Annotated in this window: 18 protein-coding genes; 6 read left to right on the forward strand and 12 right to left on the reverse strand. The window is 70.8% G+C overall.

Going from position 1 to position 15911, the window contains the following annotated elements; all coding sequences use genetic code 11:
* Positions 1 to 9 precede the first annotated feature (9 nt).
* The 6 genes from SSP24_RS05895 to SSP24_RS05915 all read right to left on the reverse strand — a co-directional run bounded on the left by SSP24_RS05895 (position 10) and on the right by SSP24_RS05915 (position 4546).
* Positions 10 to 783, reverse strand: a complete 774-nt coding sequence (locus SSP24_RS05895) for an ABC transporter ATP-binding protein (protein WP_141307693.1) — start codon at positions 781 to 783, stop codon at positions 10 to 12.
* Between the two features lies 1 nt (position 784).
* Complete coding sequence (locus SSP24_RS05900; RefSeq protein ID WP_141307769.1) at positions 785 to 1804, reverse strand: FecCD family ABC transporter permease; 1020 nt, start codon at positions 1802 to 1804, stop codon at positions 785 to 787.
* Between the two features lie 209 nt (positions 1805 to 2013).
* Entirely contained in the window at positions 2014 to 3297 is a 1284-nt protein-coding gene (locus SSP24_RS05905) for an MFS transporter (protein ID WP_229864755.1), read from the reverse strand.
* Complete coding sequence (locus SSP24_RS05910; RefSeq protein WP_141307694.1) at positions 3294 to 3539, reverse strand: hypothetical protein; 246 nt, start codon at positions 3537 to 3539, stop codon at positions 3294 to 3296. The genes SSP24_RS05905 and SSP24_RS05910 overlap by 4 nt, the downstream gene beginning before the upstream one ends.
* 39 nt (positions 3540 to 3578) lie before the next feature.
* Positions 3579 to 3749 (reverse strand): hypothetical protein, encoded by a 171-nt coding sequence (locus tag SSP24_RS42740; protein ID WP_167529510.1) that lies wholly within the window; start codon positions 3747 to 3749, stop codon positions 3579 to 3581.
* Positions 3746 to 4546, reverse strand: a complete 801-nt coding sequence (locus SSP24_RS05915; protein ID WP_141307695.1) for an ABC transporter ATP-binding protein — start codon at positions 4544 to 4546, stop codon at positions 3746 to 3748. The genes SSP24_RS42740 and SSP24_RS05915 overlap by 4 nt, the downstream gene beginning before the upstream one ends.
* 212 nt (positions 4547 to 4758) lie before the next feature.
* On the opposite strand from SSP24_RS05915, the gene SSP24_RS43890 reads away from it, so the two are divergent.
* From SSP24_RS43890 to SSP24_RS05925, 3 genes are all read left to right on the forward strand, one after another.
* The gene (locus SSP24_RS43890) at positions 4759 to 5388 is read left to right on the forward strand and encodes a hypothetical protein (RefSeq protein ID WP_229864754.1); all 630 of its coding nucleotides are present in this window, start codon (positions 4759 to 4761) and stop codon (positions 5386 to 5388) included.
* Entirely contained in the window at positions 5283 to 5945 is a 663-nt protein-coding gene (locus SSP24_RS43895) for a sensor histidine kinase (RefSeq protein WP_229864753.1), read from the forward strand. Before SSP24_RS43890 ends, SSP24_RS43895 begins: the two co-directional genes overlap by 106 nt.
* 86 nt (positions 5946 to 6031) lie before the next feature.
* A complete protein-coding gene (locus SSP24_RS05925) occupies positions 6032 to 6847 on the forward strand; it encodes an alpha/beta fold hydrolase (RefSeq protein WP_141307696.1) in 816 nt (271 codons plus the stop codon).
* 28 nt (positions 6848 to 6875) lie between these two features.
* On the opposite strand, the gene SSP24_RS05930 is transcribed toward SSP24_RS05925, so the two are convergent.
* Together SSP24_RS05930 and SSP24_RS05935 are read right to left on the reverse strand one after the other, a co-directional pair.
* Positions 6876 to 7949, reverse strand: a complete 1074-nt coding sequence (locus tag SSP24_RS05930; RefSeq protein WP_141307697.1) for an NAD(+)/NADH kinase — start codon at positions 7947 to 7949, stop codon at positions 6876 to 6878.
* A 169-nt stretch (positions 7950 to 8118) separates the two neighbouring features.
* Entirely contained in the window at positions 8119 to 8769 is a 651-nt protein-coding gene (locus tag SSP24_RS05935) for an FMN-dependent NADH-azoreductase (protein WP_141307698.1), read from the reverse strand.
* A 123-nt stretch (positions 8770 to 8892) separates the two neighbouring features.
* On the opposite strand from SSP24_RS05935, the gene SSP24_RS05940 reads away from it, so the two are divergent.
* On the forward strand, positions 8893 to 9264 hold the full coding sequence (locus tag SSP24_RS05940; RefSeq protein ID WP_141307699.1) for a winged helix-turn-helix transcriptional regulator: 372 nt from the start codon (positions 8893 to 8895) through the stop codon (positions 9262 to 9264).
* Positions 9265 to 9317: 53 nt separating this feature from the next.
* Here SSP24_RS05940 and SSP24_RS05945 read toward each other — a convergent pair whose 3' ends face one another.
* Both SSP24_RS05945 and SSP24_RS05950 read right to left on the reverse strand, forming a co-directional pair.
* Entirely contained in the window at positions 9318 to 10061 is a 744-nt protein-coding gene (locus SSP24_RS05945; RefSeq protein ID WP_141307700.1) for an SDR family oxidoreductase, read from the reverse strand.
* Between the two features lie 95 nt (positions 10062 to 10156).
* Entirely contained in the window at positions 10157 to 11140 is a 984-nt protein-coding gene (locus SSP24_RS05950) for a hypothetical protein (protein WP_141307701.1), read from the reverse strand.
* A 153-nt stretch (positions 11141 to 11293) separates the two neighbouring features.
* Between SSP24_RS05950 and SSP24_RS05955 the strand changes: the two genes are divergently transcribed.
* Positions 11294 to 11743 (forward strand): MarR family winged helix-turn-helix transcriptional regulator, encoded by a 450-nt coding sequence (locus SSP24_RS05955; RefSeq protein ID WP_141307702.1) that lies wholly within the window; start codon positions 11294 to 11296, stop codon positions 11741 to 11743.
* Between the two features lie 43 nt (positions 11744 to 11786).
* Here SSP24_RS05955 and SSP24_RS05960 read toward each other — a convergent pair whose 3' ends face one another.
* Entirely contained in the window at positions 11787 to 14225 is a 2439-nt protein-coding gene (locus SSP24_RS05960; protein ID WP_141307703.1) for a SpoIIE family protein phosphatase, read from the reverse strand.
* 241 nt (positions 14226 to 14466) lie between these two features.
* Positions 14467 to 15198 (reverse strand): alpha/beta fold hydrolase, encoded by a 732-nt coding sequence (locus tag SSP24_RS05965; protein WP_141307704.1) that lies wholly within the window; start codon positions 15196 to 15198, stop codon positions 14467 to 14469.
* A gap of 243 nt (positions 15199 to 15441) precedes the next feature.
* Here SSP24_RS05965 and SSP24_RS05970 point away from each other — a divergent pair, with 243 nt between their 5' ends.
* Positions 15442 to 15909, forward strand: coding sequence for a (2Fe-2S)-binding protein (locus SSP24_RS05970; RefSeq protein WP_141307705.1), 468 nt, complete (start codon positions 15442 to 15444; stop codon positions 15907 to 15909).
* Positions 15910 to 15911 lie beyond the last annotated feature (2 nt).

The following is a 15911-nucleotide window of genomic DNA, read 5'->3' on the forward strand; positions in this document are numbered from 1 at the left end:
GGGTGCCTTTCACAGGGAGGGGGTGAGCGAGTACAACAACTGCGGGTCACCCGTCAGTGGGTGGGACACGATGCTGGCCTTGACCCCGAACACCTCGTCGACGAGTTCCGTGGTGAGTACGTCCTCGGGCGTGCCGGTGGTGACGAGGCGGCCTTCGCAGAGCACGCCGAGGCGGTCGCAGGCGGCCGCTGCGAGGTTGAGGTCGTGCAGCACGACGAGGACGGTGAGTCCCGAGCCGCGCAGGAGCGAGAGCAGTTCGACCTGGCGGCGTACGTCGAGGTGGTTGGTCGGCTCGTCGAGCACCAGGATCTTCGGCTCCTGGACGAGCGCCCGGGCCAGCAGGACACGCTGGCGTTCCCCGCCCGAGAGCGTCAGGACTCCGCGCCGGGCGAGGTGGCGGATGTCGAGCTGGTCCATCGCCCGTTCGCACAGCTCCCACTCCCGGCGGCTGAGTGCCTGGTTGCCCTGAAGGTGGGGGGCGCGTCCGAGTGCGATGACCTCTTCGACCGTGAAGTCGAGGTCGACGGCGCCGTCCTGGGTCATGGCCGCGATGACCTGTGCGGAGCGGCGCATGGTCAGGCGGGAGAGTTGCTGCTCGCCCACCCAGACGGTGCCGGAGCTGGGGCGCAGTGCGCGGTACACGCACCTGAGGGCGGTGGATTTGCCGCTGCCGTTCGGGCCGACCAGGCCCACGACCTGGCCGCTCTCCACGTTCAGGGACAGGTCACGTACCAGGCTCTTGCCGTCGGTCACGACCGAGAGCCCGTCAAGTCTGAGGTCCATCTCAACGGCTCCCGAACATGTAGCCCTTGCGGCGCATCAAGGTGATGAACACCGGCACTCCGACGAGTGCGGTAATGACGCCCAGGGGCAGCTCGCGCGGTGCCACCAGCGTCCGGGACACCAGGTCGACCCACACCATGAAGATCGCCCCGGCCAGTGGCGCCACGGCCAGCACGCGGGCATGGGTGGCGCCGACCACCATGCGCACCAGGTGGGGCATGACCAGTCCGACGAAGGCGATGGCGCCACTGACGGCGACCATCACCCCCGTCACGAGCGAGGCCAGGACGAGCAGGGCCTTGCGGTGCCGGTCGGGGCTGATGCCCAGGCTCGCGGCGGTCTCGTCCCCGAGGGCCAGCACGTCCAGCGCCCGGCCGTACCGGTACAGCACCACCAGGCCGAGAATGACGACCACGGACACGACCGGGAGCGCACCCCAGGTCGCGGCGCCGAAGCTGCCCATCGTCCAGTACAGGACCATGCTGGTCGCCTCGCTGTCCGGCGCGAAGTAGATGATCAGGCTCATCACCGCTTGGAAGCCCAGCGACATGGCCACGCCGGTCAGGACGAGACGCAGCGGGGAAAGCGCGCCCCGGCTGGAAGAGGCGGTATACACCAGGAGCGACGCGACCAGGGCCCCGATGAAGGCACCGGCCGACACCGCGTAGATGCCCAGCGCCGCCAGTCCCCCGGTGACCGTGACACCGACGGCTCCGACGGACGCACCTGAAGAGACGCCCAGTACGAAGGGGTCGGCGAGCGCGTTGCGCACCATGGCCTGGATGGCCACGCCGATCGCGCTCAGCCCGGCCCCCACGAGCGCCGCGAGCAGCACCCGTGGTGTACGGATCTGCCAGATGATCTGGTAGGTAGTCACCTCGTCCGATGCGATGCGGCCGCCGCTGACAGCCGCCCACAGATACCGGGCGGTCTCCCCCGGCGTGATCACGGCGGCCCCCAGACCGATGGCCACCACAACCGAGGCGAGGAGAACGACGAGCAGAACGGCGCAGGCCAGCACCAGGCCCTTACGGGAGGCGAGCCGGCCCTTCAGGCCCGTTGCGGGTTCTGGGGGTGCCGCGTCGGCTGACGTATCGGCGCCGCTGCTCGCTGATGGCGCGGAGATCGCGGGCGGTGACATAGAACTCGGCCTTCCAGGTTGAACGGAACGTACTCATCAGGCGCGTGGCGTCCGCCCGTCGCCCCGGGCGGACGCCAGTACTGCGTCGGCTATGCGGAAGCAGGCGCGTCGCGTGCCTCTTCCTCGTCCGCCTGGCCCGCGCGATGCACCAGGACGGCGGCCCCCAGCGCCACGACGACCAGGGCGCCGAAGACGATGGCGACGCCCGGGTAGCCGGCCAGACCGAGGCCGGCGCCGCCCAGGGCCGCGCCCATGAACACTCCGAGACTCTGGCCCGCGGCGTTGAGGCTCAAAGCCGAGCCACGCAGCGAGCCGCAGCGCCGGACGAGGAGACTGACGGCGCACGCGGCCACTACCGCGTGACTGGCCGCGTGCAGCGACGTCAGCACGAGGGCGAGCGGAAGCCAGTGCGTGAAGCAGAAGCCCACAACGGAAGCCAGTGCCGCGACCAGACTGATGACCAGCATGCGTTCGGTGCTGATCCGGGGCTCGGCGGCGTTCGTGATCCGCCCTGTGAGGAGGTTGCTCACGAAGAATGACGCGCCGCTCAGAGTCCAGACGAACGCGAAGAGGGCGGGGTCGAGTTGGAAGCGCTCGTCGTAGTAGGCCGCCAGGTAGGCGAGGTAGCCCATGAACACCGCGGTGCGGAGCAGTGAGATGACAAGCAGCGGCACCACTCCGCGCATGTCTCCCAGGGCCTTGAACGACGCGAGGTAGCTCAGGCGCTCCTCTTTCGCGGTGTCCTCGGCGGCCTTGTTCCTGCCCCGCACATAGAACACCACGGCGAGCAGGAGTGAGGCCGCGGTCACGGCGACGAGGTCACCCTCCCAGCCCCAGAGCAGCGCGGGCAGGGCCACGACCGGTGCCGCGAGCATCGCGGTCATCGACTGCGTCGCGGTGACCAGGGTCGCCGCCCGGCCGGCCGCATTGCCGGTGCCGAAGCGGTCGGCGGCCGCCGCGGTGAGGGCCGGGTTCAGTACGGACGTACTGGCGCCGACCAGCAGGCAGAACACCGCCAGCAGGATGAAATCGCCGCTCGCGCCCAGTGCCGCTGATACGCCGAGAGCGGCGAGTCCGCCCGCAGCGGCCCATTCCTTGCGCACCCGGTCGATGAAGGGAGCGAGGGCGGTGCCCACCAACAGGGCCGCCAGGCCACCCAGTCCACGCAGTCCGCCCATCGCGGCGACGCTGCTGCCGGCCTCGTCGGCGATCGGTACCAGGTAGGTGCTGAAGATGGTGAACGGCAGCAGACCGACCGCGGAGGCCAGCAGGACCGGCCACAGGGTACGGGCCATCCGCAGATCGCTCGGCAGCGGCTCCTCCGCCTCGGCGCTCTCGCGGTCCGTCGCGGAGTCCTTGGCGTCGAAGCTCAAGCACCCTCCTCGTTCGCGAGCACCGGCTTGTCGGCCGCGTTCACGCCGTGCGGGCCGACTTGCTCGGCGGCCGGGATCGCGGACGCACCCGAGCCGCAGCACGCGTCGAACACATGCGCACCAGGGCGCAGTTGCGCAGCCTTGACGGTCGCTGCACCGATCGGCGACCACAACGCGCTGAACAGTCGGTCGAAACTCTCCGCTCCGTCTGCGAATCCGGCGGCCAGGTCGCGCGGCTCCATGCAAACTCCCGTCCGAGTGTGACAGCGAGGACTGACAGCCTATATGAAAATGAAAACCAATTCATTGTTGGTGGCGACGCAGAGCAGCAGGAGCGCGGTGCTGATGGCGGCCGCGGCGACGGCCAGAGAGGTGGCCAGCAGCCCGGTGCGGCCTCCGGCGCGGGTGAGCCGCCAGGTCAGGGTCCAGGTGGTGCGATCCAGTGCCCTCATCGGTCGGACCTCGCATCCGCGTCGTAGGAGTCGGCCGGGTGCCCCAGGCCCGCCGCTTCGGCGGCGTGGGCGACCGCGTTCGTGACCGCGGCTCCCTCCGGCATGCCGTGTTCCTCGGTCAGGCGGCCGTCGCGGACCCGGACGGTGCGGTCGCAGTAGCCCGCCACGTTCTCGTCGTGGGTGACCACGACGAGTGCCGCGCCCTGGCTGCGGGTGGTGGCGACCAGCAGGCTGATGACCTCCATGCCGGTGGACTGGTCGAGCGCGCCGGTCGGCTCGTCGGCGAAGATCACCTGCGGGTCGCCGACCAGGGCCCGCGCGATGGCCACGCGCTGTGCCTGCCCGCCGGACAGCTGTCCCGGCCGCCGGCCCTCCTTGCCCGCAAGGCCCAGCAGCGGGAACCACTCCCGCGCCTTCCGAACCGCCCGGCGGCGCGGCATACCGCCGAGCATCAGCGGCAGGGCCACGTTCTCGTCGGCGGGCAGCTCCGGCAGCAGCTGGCCGGACTGGAAAACGAAGCCGAACCGGGTGCGACGCAGCTCGCTGCGCTGCGGCTCGCCCAGCTGATCCACGCGCTCCCCGGCGAGCAGCACCTGCCCCTCATCGGGGCGTTCGATTCCGGCCAGGCAGTGGAGAAGGGTGGACTTGCCCGACCCGGACGGACCCATGACCGCCAGCGATTCGCCCGCCGACACGGACACGTCGACACCGGCCAGGGCGCGGGTCAGGCTGTAGGACTTCTTCAGACCGGTGCCCGCAAGGACGGGGGAGGCGATGGTCGTACGGTACGAGTTCATCAGGCCGCCTCCACGGTGACGAGGGCGCACAGGACGAAGCACAGCCCGGCGAGCGCCGCCAGGGCGAGATCGAGAACGGTGAGGATCTGCATGCCGTCGACGATCCCGGCAGACCGGCCCGCCCGTCCTCGGCCGCCGGGCCGGTCCCGGGCGGCCGGCATCGGCCTGCGCGCCGACCCGCTGCTCGGCCGTACGTCCGTACCCTTCAGGGCGTGGAACCCGATACTCCGTTCCCCCCGGCCGCCCGGCGCGTCATCACGGTCGCGCTCTGCGGGGGCCTGGCCCTGGTGTGGCTGTTCGACCTGGCGGCCCACTACGACCCGCAGAACCGGTGGTCGAGCTGGCTGCCCCTCGTCTCCGGCCCGCTCGCCGCCGCCGCGCTGCTCTTCCCCGACCGTCGGCCGGGTCCCGCATGGCGGGCCGGCGCCACCGCGCTGGGCTCCCTGGCCCTGACCGCGGGACTGTGTGGGTTTGCCCAACTCAACAGCGGTACGTGGGGCCTGCTGGAAACGGTCGCCCTGCTCATGCTGCTCGCCCGGACCGCGCGGCGGGTGGAGCGCCCGGCCACCGCCGTGGCGACGTCGGCGGCACTGGCTGTCGCGGTGATCGCCATGCCGCTGCGCGGGGGCACAGAGTATGGCTTCTTCGGATATTCCTTCGTCCTGACCTTCGCCGTCGGCGGAGCCGTGGGCCTGGGCTGCTATCTGCTCTGCTGGACGCCCGCCGGGCCCGCGCCATGGACGCCGTACGGCAGAACGAACGCCTGGAACTCGCCCGCGACCTGCACGACTTCGTCGCCCACCACGTCACCGGCATCATCGTCCACGCCAACGCCGCCCTGATGATCCAGGAAACCTCACCGGAGCAGGTCAAACCGCTGCTGGAGGGCACCTCACGAGCCGGCGGGGAGACCCTGGACTCCATGCGCCGCCTGGTGCGGGTGCTGCGCGAGGACGACCACCAGACCGCACGCCCGGGCGAGCTGCTGACCGAGCTGGACCGCCTGGTCTCCGCGTTCGCCGGACACGGCACCGAGGCAAGGCTCGACGTCGGGGACGCGGTGCACGGAATCCGGCTGGCCCCGGAGGTGGAGACGTCCGTGCACCGCGTGGTGCAGGAGGCGCTGACGAACGTACGCCGCCACGCGCCCGGCACGGATGCGGCCGTCCGCCTCGAACTCGACGCCCCAGGTCAACTGCGGGTGGAGGTGCGCAACACGGCGCCGGCGGTGCGCGCCACGGTCCCGACCGGCGGCCGGGGCGGCTACGGCCTGGTCGGGCTGCACGAACGCGTGGAGGCCGTGGAAGGGTCGCTGACCAGCGGCCGGACAGCGGACGGCGGCTGGTGCGTGAGTGCCGCCTTCCCCGTCCTGGCGGCCGTGGAAGGATCATCGGCATGAACGATGCCGGTGCTACGAACGGGGCCGACGGGGCCAGGACGCGGGTACCCGGCGATCACCTTCCTGACCGAGAAGGGAACACACCCATGCCACGACGCACACAAGTGGCGTTGCACTTCGAAGAACGGGGCGAGGGGACGCCGGTGCTGGCGGTGCACGGCTGGACCCCCGACCACCGTCTGATGCTGGGCTGCCTGGAGCCGGTGTTCACCCACCGCCCCGGTTACCGGCGTCTGTACCCGGACCTCCCGGCCATGGGCAAGTCCGCGGCACCGGCGCACATCAAGAGCTCCGACGACATGCTCGCCGCCGTACAGGACTTCGTGGACGACCGCATCGGGGATGAGCCGTTCCTGCTCGTCGGCGAGTCCTACGGCGGCTACCTCGCCCGCGGTCTCGCACGGGCCCGCCGCGAGCAGGTGCTCGGCCTCGCCCTGATCTGCCCCCTCGGCACGGCCGTGGAAGACGCCGAACGGCGCGTGCCTCCCCAGCAGGTTCTGCGCCCCGACCCCGAACTCATCGCCACGCTGGACGAACGGACCGCGGAGCAGTTCACGGACGTCGCCGTCGTCCAGACACCGCGGACCCTGCGACGGACCCGCGAGGAGATCATCACCGGGCTGGACGTGGCCGACACCGAGGCCATGGCGCGCATCCGGCAGAACTGGACGCTCACCGAAGACCCTGAGGGCGGCGAGCCCTTCACCCGCCCGACGCTGATCCTGACCGGGCGCCAGGACCACATGGTCGGCTACCTCGACCAGTTCGCCCTGCTGCCGCACTATCCGCGAGCCACCTACGCGGTCCTGGACACATCCGGGCACAACCTGCAGATCGAACAGCCCGACCTGTTCGACGCGTTCGTCGGTGAATGGCTCGACCGGACCGCCGCGGAAGCCTGAGGGTTCGCCTCCGCCAGGACTCCAACAGTCACAGAAGAGGTGACGAGTTGTCCTGGACCGTCAGCAGGGCCAGGTGGGCGAGGTCTCCGGGCGGTGGGGTCGTCACCGACCACAGGGGTGCGGGGGATCCGTCGGCGACCGCGGCGGGGGCGTCGGTCAGGTTCATCCGCTCGCGCAGGCGGCCGTAGAAGTCCATGGGTCCCAGCCGTACGGCCCGGAGCCGGTGCGGGGCGGCGTACACGCCGATCCAGTCCCCCGGGTCCAGTACGCCCCGCAACTGGCCGTCGATACTCACCGCGGCCGGACCCGACCGTTCGAGGATCCGCAGCCCGACGGGCTCGTCGGGGGCCGTGACGACCGAGCGGTTGAACGCCATGTGCGGGGCCACCGGCGTGAAGACGAGGGCATCGGCCCGCGGTGAGACGACGGGTCCGCCCGCGGCGAAGCTGTAGGCGGTCGAGCCGGTCGGGGTGGCGACCAGCAGGGCGTCGGCGGAGTAGGAGGCCAGGAGTCTGCCGGAGACGTAGACGCCGACCGACACCTGCCGGTCCCTGGCCAGCTTCTCCAGGACGACGTCGTTGAGCGCCGTGACGTCCAGCGGGATGCCCCACTCGTCGTTGACCGCGCAGTCCGGGCGTACCTGGGGAGGCGGCAGCAGCGGCCCACGGCCGAACCGCACCCATGCCTCCATGCCCGCCGGCACTTCTAGGCGGCGCGAGGCCCGCAGGGCGAGCAGCATGCGGCTGTCGATCCCGAGCCGGTCGTCACGCACCGCGTCCAGCGCCGTACCCACGTCCGAGGCCGGCACCTCGGTCAGAAAGCCCACCCGCCCCAGGTTCACCCCGAGGAGCAGGGCATCGTTCACGGCGGCCAGCCGGGCACCGCGCAGAAAGGTGCCGTCGCCGCCCAGCGTGACGATGAGTTCGGGGTCGCCCGCGGCTTCGACCTCCTCTCGGGCGCTGCGCCGCCCGCCGTCCTGCCATACGTCGATGTCCGTGCACCGCACGGCGTGCTCCGCGGACCACGAACGGACCACGCAGGCCGCCTCCAGAGCCTCCGGGCGTCCACCGTGCACAACCAGGCCGAGTCGGCTCACTCTCATCTCTGCCTCCAGGACAGCTCGGTCGCCCCACCCACAGGATCGCCCCATCGGCGCGGCTCCGCGTCCTCCGCGGACACCAGCGGCCGAAGCGCTACGACCATGTACGCCGAACCGGCGCCTCGGGAAGGGTGAGGCGCCGGTTCGGCGGTGCTGTTGCCGGGACGGTCCGTCAGGCGGCCAGGCGTTCGGCGAGTTCCTTGGCCTTGTAGGCCGCCTCCTCGAAGGCGCGGTCGCGGGAGGCTTCGAAGAGCGGGACCAACTGGGCCATCGCCGGGTTGTGCGGGGCCATGGTGAGCTCCGGGACGATGAAGTCGAGGTCCAGGGCGAGGGTGTCGCTGAGGATGGCGCGCAGGTAGTTCTGGACGTACTCGAAGGGCTCCTTCGGGGTGCCCGGCGCGTAGGAGCCGCCACGGCTGGCGACGACGGTGACCGGGGTGCCCTTGGCGGAGGGGTTCTCGCCGGCGGTGCGGCCGAAGAGGATCACGTTGTCCAGCCACGCCTTGAGCGTGGACGGGATCGTGTAGTTGTACATCGGCGCGCCGATCAGCAGGGCGTCCGCCTGCTCCACTTCCTCGATCAGCCTGACGCGCTCGGCGAAGGCCGCGGCCTGCTCGGCGCTGTGGGCGGCCGGATCGGCGAAACCGGCGGTGTGGGCGTGGGCGGTGATGTGCGGGACGGGGTTCGCGGCGAGGTCACGGTAGATCACCGTGCCGCCGGGGTGCTGCTCCTGCCAGGTCTTGCGGAAGGCGTCCGCGACGGCGCGGGACGAGGATGCCTCGCTCGGGAAGACCGACGAGTCGATGTGCAGCAGGGTGGCCATGCGTTTCTCCAAAGAGCGGTGCCCAAGGGATTCCCCAGGGGCTGAGTTCTCGTACGCAGCTATTGATAACACGGGAACTTACTTTTTTTCACCCCCCAACGGCCGGGTAGTACCCTGAGGGGCATGACGGACGTGCAGAGCCACGACGCAGGGGCGTGCAAGCGGGTGGACGAGGGCATCACCCGGGTTTTCCAGCTGCTGGGCAAGCGCTGGACCGGCCCGATCGTGTCCGTACTGGTGGAGCAGCCTGCGCACTTCGCGGATCTGCGCAGGGCGATTCCCGGCATCAGTGAGCGCATGCTCTCCGACCGGCTGAGCGAGCTGGGCGCGGCAGGACTCGTCGTGCGCCAGGTCGACGAAGGGCCGCCACTGCGGGTCTCCTACCGGCTGACCGAGGCGGGGGCCGCACTCGAACCCGCACTTGAGGAACTCGGCGAGTGGGCCAAAACGCACCTGCCGGAAACCCGGCCCGGAGCGACGTCGCCGCAGAAGTGATCGGCCCGCGTCAGCCCCGGCCGCTGACGCACACCTGGCCTATCTCAGTGCACTCAGTGCGGCTTTGCGAGCCACTCGTCGAAGGTCGTGGGCGCGATGCGGGCGTCGTCGCCGGGCAGGAGTACGTCGCCGGCCATCTCCGCGCCCAACAGCGACGACCACGTCGGCACGAGTTTGACGGCGTGTCCGCGCGCCTCGTTGGTGCGCCGGGCCATGTCCACCAGGTCCTGCGGCTCCGGACCGGCGACGTCGCGATAACGCCCCTGCGGGGCGCCCGTGGCGATCTCGGCGAGGATGTCGGCCACGTCCGCGGGCGCGATCGGCTGGACGAGCAGCGGGGGAATCGTGGCGACGCCGTCCTGCTCGGTCCAGCTCGTCACCGTCGCGGCGAAGTCGTGGAACTGCGTGAAGGGAACGATGGTCCACGGCACCGGACCCTCGGCCACGAGGCGCTCCTGCTCGCGCTTGCCGGCGTAGTGCGCGTTGCCCTCGACACGATCGACTCCGACGATCGAGAGCAGCACATGGTGCCGGACACCGGCCCGTTCCTCGGCGGCGAGCAGGTTGCGGGTGCTGGTGCCGAAGTACGCCACCGCGGCGTCCCGGTCGGCCGTCTCATGGCTCGTGGCGTCCACGACGGCGTCGACGCCGGTCAGCGCGGCGTCGAGGCCCTCCCCGGTGCTCAGGTCCACGCCGAGTGAGCGGCTGATCCGTACGGCTTCGTGTCCGGCCTGCTCCAGGGCGGCGACGGTGCGGGCTCCGATGTTCCCGGTTGCTCCGGCGACAGCGATGCGCATGGTGCCCATGGTGATCTCCGCCTTTCACTTCTGCCACTTGTGTGCCGGCACGGCGTCTTGTGGTCAGGCGGCGGCTGCGGCACAGCGGCTTGTGGTCAGGCGGCGGCTGCGGTACGCCGGACCAGGCGGGGGCGCAGGCCGACGAGGAGCGCGGCGAGGACGGCCCACAGCGCGAGCGTGATGACCGGCCCTGTCGCGTGCGCACCGCCGAAGTAGCTCAGGTCGCTGATGGCGCGGACCGCCGCGCCGGGCGGCAGCAGGGCGGAGACTGCTCGGGCCGCCGCGGGCAGCAGATCAGCCCCTATGACGGCGCCGCTGGTGGCGTTGCCGAGGGTGAGCAGCAGGAGGGTGGCGACCGGGAGCCCGACCGGGCCGAGGTAGGTGCCGAGCAGCTTGGTGGTGAACGCGGCCGCGCCCGCCAGCAGGGTGAGGGTGAAGGCCAGCGGGACGACCGGAGCCGGGACAGCACCCAGGATGGGGCCGGCGATGATCGCCGCGACGGTGCCGATGGCCGCGGAAGCGCCGCCCAGCAGCCAGAAGCGGTGGCGCAGACGCAGCAGACCGGCCAGGCCCAGCGCGTTCGAGGCGAGGACGAAACCGGCCAGGGTCACACCGAAGGCTATGTAGAACCCGGCCAGTCCCCGGGCGTCGAAGCGGGTCAGGGGGACGACATCCTCGGTGGTGACGTGCAGGCCCGCACCGTTGGCGTAGGCGCCGACGAGGGTCTGCACAGCTGACGTGGTGGACGTGCCGTCCGCCCCCGCGATCTCCAGCCGCAGCCGGTCCGGCCCGTCGGCGCTGAGCGCGGCGGTGACGTCGCCGCGCTCCACCGCGTGGCGCGCGGCCGCGGCGTCGGCGGCCGGGTGGACCTCGACGCTGTCGCCGAGAGCCTGCCGTACGTCACCCGGCAGGTCGGGTGCGGTGACAGCGATCGGGACCTGATGGGGCTGGGGGTCACGCTGCAGGCCGACATAGAGGCCGATGAAGGCCGCCACGACGATCAGGGCGATCAGCGTCGGCTGGAGCCAGGACCGCACCGGCGGGCGGCGCTCGGGGACGGATCGGACGAGGGTTTCCATGGCGGGGCTTTCCGGTTGAAGGCGAGAGGCACCGCGGTCAGGCACGTGGCGGCGATACTCCACAGCAATTACGAGCATATGCTCGTATCTATTGGAACGCAACCCCCTTGCGAGCACATGCTCCTATCATGGACGGGAAGGCTTGGAGGAGACATGACCCCTACGGCGAACCTTGACCCGGCGTGCAACAACCTGGCCCTGCGCAAGGCGGCCCGATACCTCGGCGCGACGTACGACAAGGCCCTGGCCCCGGTCGGTCTCCGGGCGACGCAGTTCAGCATTCTGCAGAGGCTCAGCGCTCATGGAGAGATGACGATCACCCGCCTCGCCGACATGATCGCCATGGACCGCACGACGATGGCCACGAACCTCAAGCCGCTCACGCGGGAGGGGCTGATAACCGTCGAGCCGTCGGCGGCCGACCGCCGCGCACGGATCGTGACGATCACGCCGGAAGGCCTCGACCGGATGAAGGCGGCGCTACCGCTGTGGCAAGACGTGCAGGCCCGGTTCGAGGAGAGTTTCGGAGCCGATGAGGCAGCCCGACTGCGCACAGCCCTGGAAGCCGTCCTGCACACCGGCTTCCAGCCCTGGTCCGAGTGAGGCTCGGCCGCGCCGTTTCCGTGACACCGTTGGCTGAAAAAGCTCAGTCCGTGCTCTGCTCGACCCAGACGATCTTTCCGTCCTCCGTGTAGCGGGTCCCCCACCGGTCGGAGGACCGCGCGACGAGGAGGAGCCCGCGACCGCCCTCATCGGTGGTGCGGGCGTGCCGCAGCCGCGGCGACGTACTGCTGCCGTCGGACACCTCGCACGTCAGAACATGGCTGCGGATGAGCCGGAGCGTCACGGGAGGCTTGCCGTAACGGATCGCGTTGGTGACCAGCTCGCTGACGATCAGTTCGGTGACGAACGCCGCTTCACTCATGTCCCACGCGCTGAGCTGCCGGGTGGCGAGTGAGCGGGCCGTGGCGACCGTGGCCGGATCGCACGGGAGGTCCCACGAAGCGACGTGGGCCTGGTCCAGCTCATGTGTGCGGGCGACGAGGACGGCGGCATCGTCGCGGGGCCGGGACGGGATCAGTGCGTCGGTCAGTGCACTGCACGTCGCCTGCACAGAGCCGGGAGAACGGGCGAGCAGGGCGGTCAGGCGCGCCGCACCGCCCGCATCGTCCGGCTCGTGTTCCCGCTGCTCCCTCTGTTGCAGCTGTTCCCTCTGTTCCCGCTGTTCCGACTGAAAGAGCCCAGGGGTGTACAGAACGAGCGTCGAGTTCTCGGGAACTTCGAAGTCCTCCCTGCCGAACGGCGCACCCGGGCAGCACAACGCGTCGCCGGGCGGGCCCTCCAGCCTCCGCACGGTGCCGTCCGGATGCATCACCACGGGCCAGGGGTGACCGGCGGTGGAGGCCGAGCAGCGCCGGGACACGGGATCGTAGATCAGATAGAGGCAGGTGGCGCCGCACAGTTGCCCGTGGGGGGACGGTGCGGTGCCCGGTGCCGGTGACGGCTGGTCGTACCTCCTGACGGAGCCGTTCATCCTGCCGGGCCCGCGCACGATGTCGTCCAGCCGGGCGAGCAGTTCATCGGGTTCCAGCTCCAGCTCGGACAGCGTGTGCAGGGCGGCGCGCAGCCGTCCCGCCGCGGCGGCGGACTGTATGCCGCGACCCGGCACGCGGCCGGCCACGAGGGCCACCCGGGCCCCGGAGAGCGGCACGGTGTCGACCCAGTCGCCGCCGGAGTCCGCGGACACGTAGGCGTGCGCCACCTCCAGCGCCTGCTGAGGCGGAAGTCCGTCCGGGCGCAGGACGTGTTGCAGGGCTACGAGGGAGTTGTGCTCGCGCAGGTGGCGGCGGGCGTTGTCCAGGCTCTCGGCCGTGCGCCGGGCGAGTTGCGCGACGAGGGTCAGATCATCGGGCCCGAAGGGCCTGCGTTCTGCCCAGCGGCAGAATGTCGCGAGCCCGAGGGCCCGGTCCTGGGCGACCAAGGGCGCAACGATCAGCGAGTGCACTTGTTCTTCCGTGGGCGTCCTCATGCCCCGCAGGACCTGTTGTCCCAGGGAGCACAGTGGGTCGACCAGACGCGGCTCCAGATCGGCTAGGGCCTCGCCGGACGCCGTGGGAGGGAGCGGGCCTTCGTGGTCGGCGGCGGTCCCGGAGGGCTCGTCGTCCCGGGAGCGGGAAGCCGCCCGGCGCAGCACGGTGCCGGGTCGTACGGCCCCGGCCTCCAACTCCTCGCCCGCGAGCACCTTTTCCAGTACGTCGACCACGACGCTGTCGGCCGGTACGGGCACCGAAACCTCCGCCAGGCCCCGGGCTGTGTCCAACGCGTCGAGCGTGGAGCCGATCCGGGAGCTGGCCCGGGCCAGCACGGTCAGCCGCTCGTGGGCAAGGTGGCGGTCGGTGACGTCGACGGTGGCGTCCGCGACGCCGAGGATCCTGCCCTGAGCGTCCTCCAGGCGGAAAACGGAAGCGGAGTAGACGTGGTCGTGGTGTGGATCGCCCGGGGGACGCACCCGCTTCTCGACGCCGATCGCCGGCTGCCCGGTGGCGAGCACCTCTCTCATCGCCCGCTCCACCACCTCCACGGCGAGGCCGGGCCACACCTCCGTCGGGCGCCTGCCGACAGATTCCTCGACCGAGGTGCCCTGCATCCCCTCGGCCGCGGGGTTGAACCGGAGCAGGCGCAGCTGGGGGTCGAGGAGGAACAGGCCCATGGGAGAGAGGGTGAAGAGTGTCTCCAGAAGCGCCCTCTCGGCTTCCGCCGTCCCGTCCTCTTCGGCGGGTGTGAGCAGCACCTCCCAGCCCGTGCCCGCGTCACCCGCGCGCTCGGGCCGGACGGCCAGCCGGCACCTGACCAGGCCACCGTCGCGGTGCCGCAGCGCGACGGTGACCTGGTCAGGTGCCGGCCCGGCCAGCAGGTCCAGTGCGGAGCACCCCCGTACGGCATCCTCCGGATAGCCGAGCAGTCTCTCGGCCGCCGGGCTCCATCGCACCAACCGGCCCTGCCGATCGACCAGGACGTGAATCCGCTCCCGGGCCACGGGGCCGTGAACCGGGCGACCGCTGCCGGTGCTGTGCGTCGCAGACATAACGATCAGCTCTCACTCGCCACGGAGGCTTGCCCGCGTCCAGTCTGCTGCAGGGCCCGCAGGCGCGACACCGGAGCGGCTGCGGCAGCCCACGGCCCCGGGATTCTGATCATCCCGCCCCAGGCCGCCGAGGCGTCAGCAACCGGAACACCCCGGCCTGCGCCAGCGCGTCGACGACCTCCTGTGGCACGACCCGCTCGGCATTCCCGCGCGCCGCGCACTCCCGACGTACTCCTTGTGACTACTCGTTGCGCTGTGCGGCGGGTTGCCGGAAGCCGTCCGCCCCGTCGCCGGGGGCATCCGCGATCTGCGTGATGAGGGCGCCCAGTTGCGCGGGCATCGACAGGAACGGCGAGTGGCCGCTCGCGATGCGGTGGACCGCTCCGGACCGGGCGGCCAGTTCTTCCTGGTGCTTGGGCGGCAGAGCCTGGTCGTGTTCGCAGATGACGTACGTCGAGGGCACGGTGCGCCAGCCCGCCTGGGTGAGGCTGTCGCTGAAGGACCTGGTGCTCTGCGGCACCAGCCGTGCGGCTGCCGCGTCGGCCTCCGGGCCGGGAACGTCTCCGTAGAACAGTGCGACAGGGTTGTCCGGTACGGCCTGGAAGCCGTGCGGATCGGACGGTACGGGCGCGCCGTGGTAGCCGAGCAGACTCTCACCGGCATCGAGCTGATAGGCCGCCAGATAGACGACGTGCGCGACATTTCCGGCCTGCGCCACGGCCTGCGTGACCGGGATGCCGCCGTAGGAATGGGCGACGACCACAGCCGGGCCGTCGATGCGCCGTAGCTCGTCCAGCACCGCCCGCGTGTCGTCCTGGAGTCCTGCCTCGTGTCCCGCGCTGGGCAGGTCGACCGTTCGGGTCCGCCACCCGCGGGCGTCCAGCACCTTTGTCAGCGAGCTCCAGCACCATGGGCCGTGCCAGGCCCCGTGCACCACGAGCAGTGTCGGACGGGGGACCCCATCTGCAGTCACGAGATGCCCTTCTCGTTGGTCGGTCAGTCACGCCCGGCACCTTCCAGGGGCCCGGCGGGATCGAGCGTAAGCCGCATCGGACACGGTGTCCAACACGATGTCCATCAACGAGCCGTCCCAGCCGCGACTTGCCCCTGAAATGTCCGTGACTCCACTTAAATCGCATATGTCACTATCTGGCCATAAGCTCGACCCCAAGTGTGCAAGCGAGCCGGCCTCACGCCCTGGAAGCGAGTTGCTGCCATGGACCATGTGGACGTCACCCTCAACGTGAACGACACCGAACACCACCTCCGACTCGACGCCCGCGTCACCCTGCTCGACGCGCTCCGCGACCACCTCGGACTGACCGGCTCGAAGAAGGGCTGCGACCAGGGAGCCTGCGGAGCCTGCACGGTCATGGTCGACGGAAAGCGCGTAGTGGCGTGCCTGGGGCTGGCCGCCCAGTACGAAGGGCGAAGGATCACCACCGTCGAAGGGCTGGCGACGAACGGTGAACTACACCGGATGCAGGCGGCGTTCGCGCGGCATGACGCGTTCCAGTGCGGTTACTGCACCCCGGGGCAGATCATGTCGGCGGTCTGCCTCATCGCAGAGGGGCGCGCGCACTCCGACGAGGACATTCGCGAGTTCATGAGCGGCAACATCTGCCGCTGTGGCGCCTATCCCAATATCCGCGCCGCGATTCGCGACGTGGTGGCGGAGGCGTGACC

This window comes from Streptomyces spinoverrucosus (genome assembly GCF_006539505.1).
GTDB classification, from domain to species: domain Bacteria; phylum Actinomycetota; class Actinomycetes; order Streptomycetales; family Streptomycetaceae; genus Streptomyces; species Streptomyces spinoverrucosus.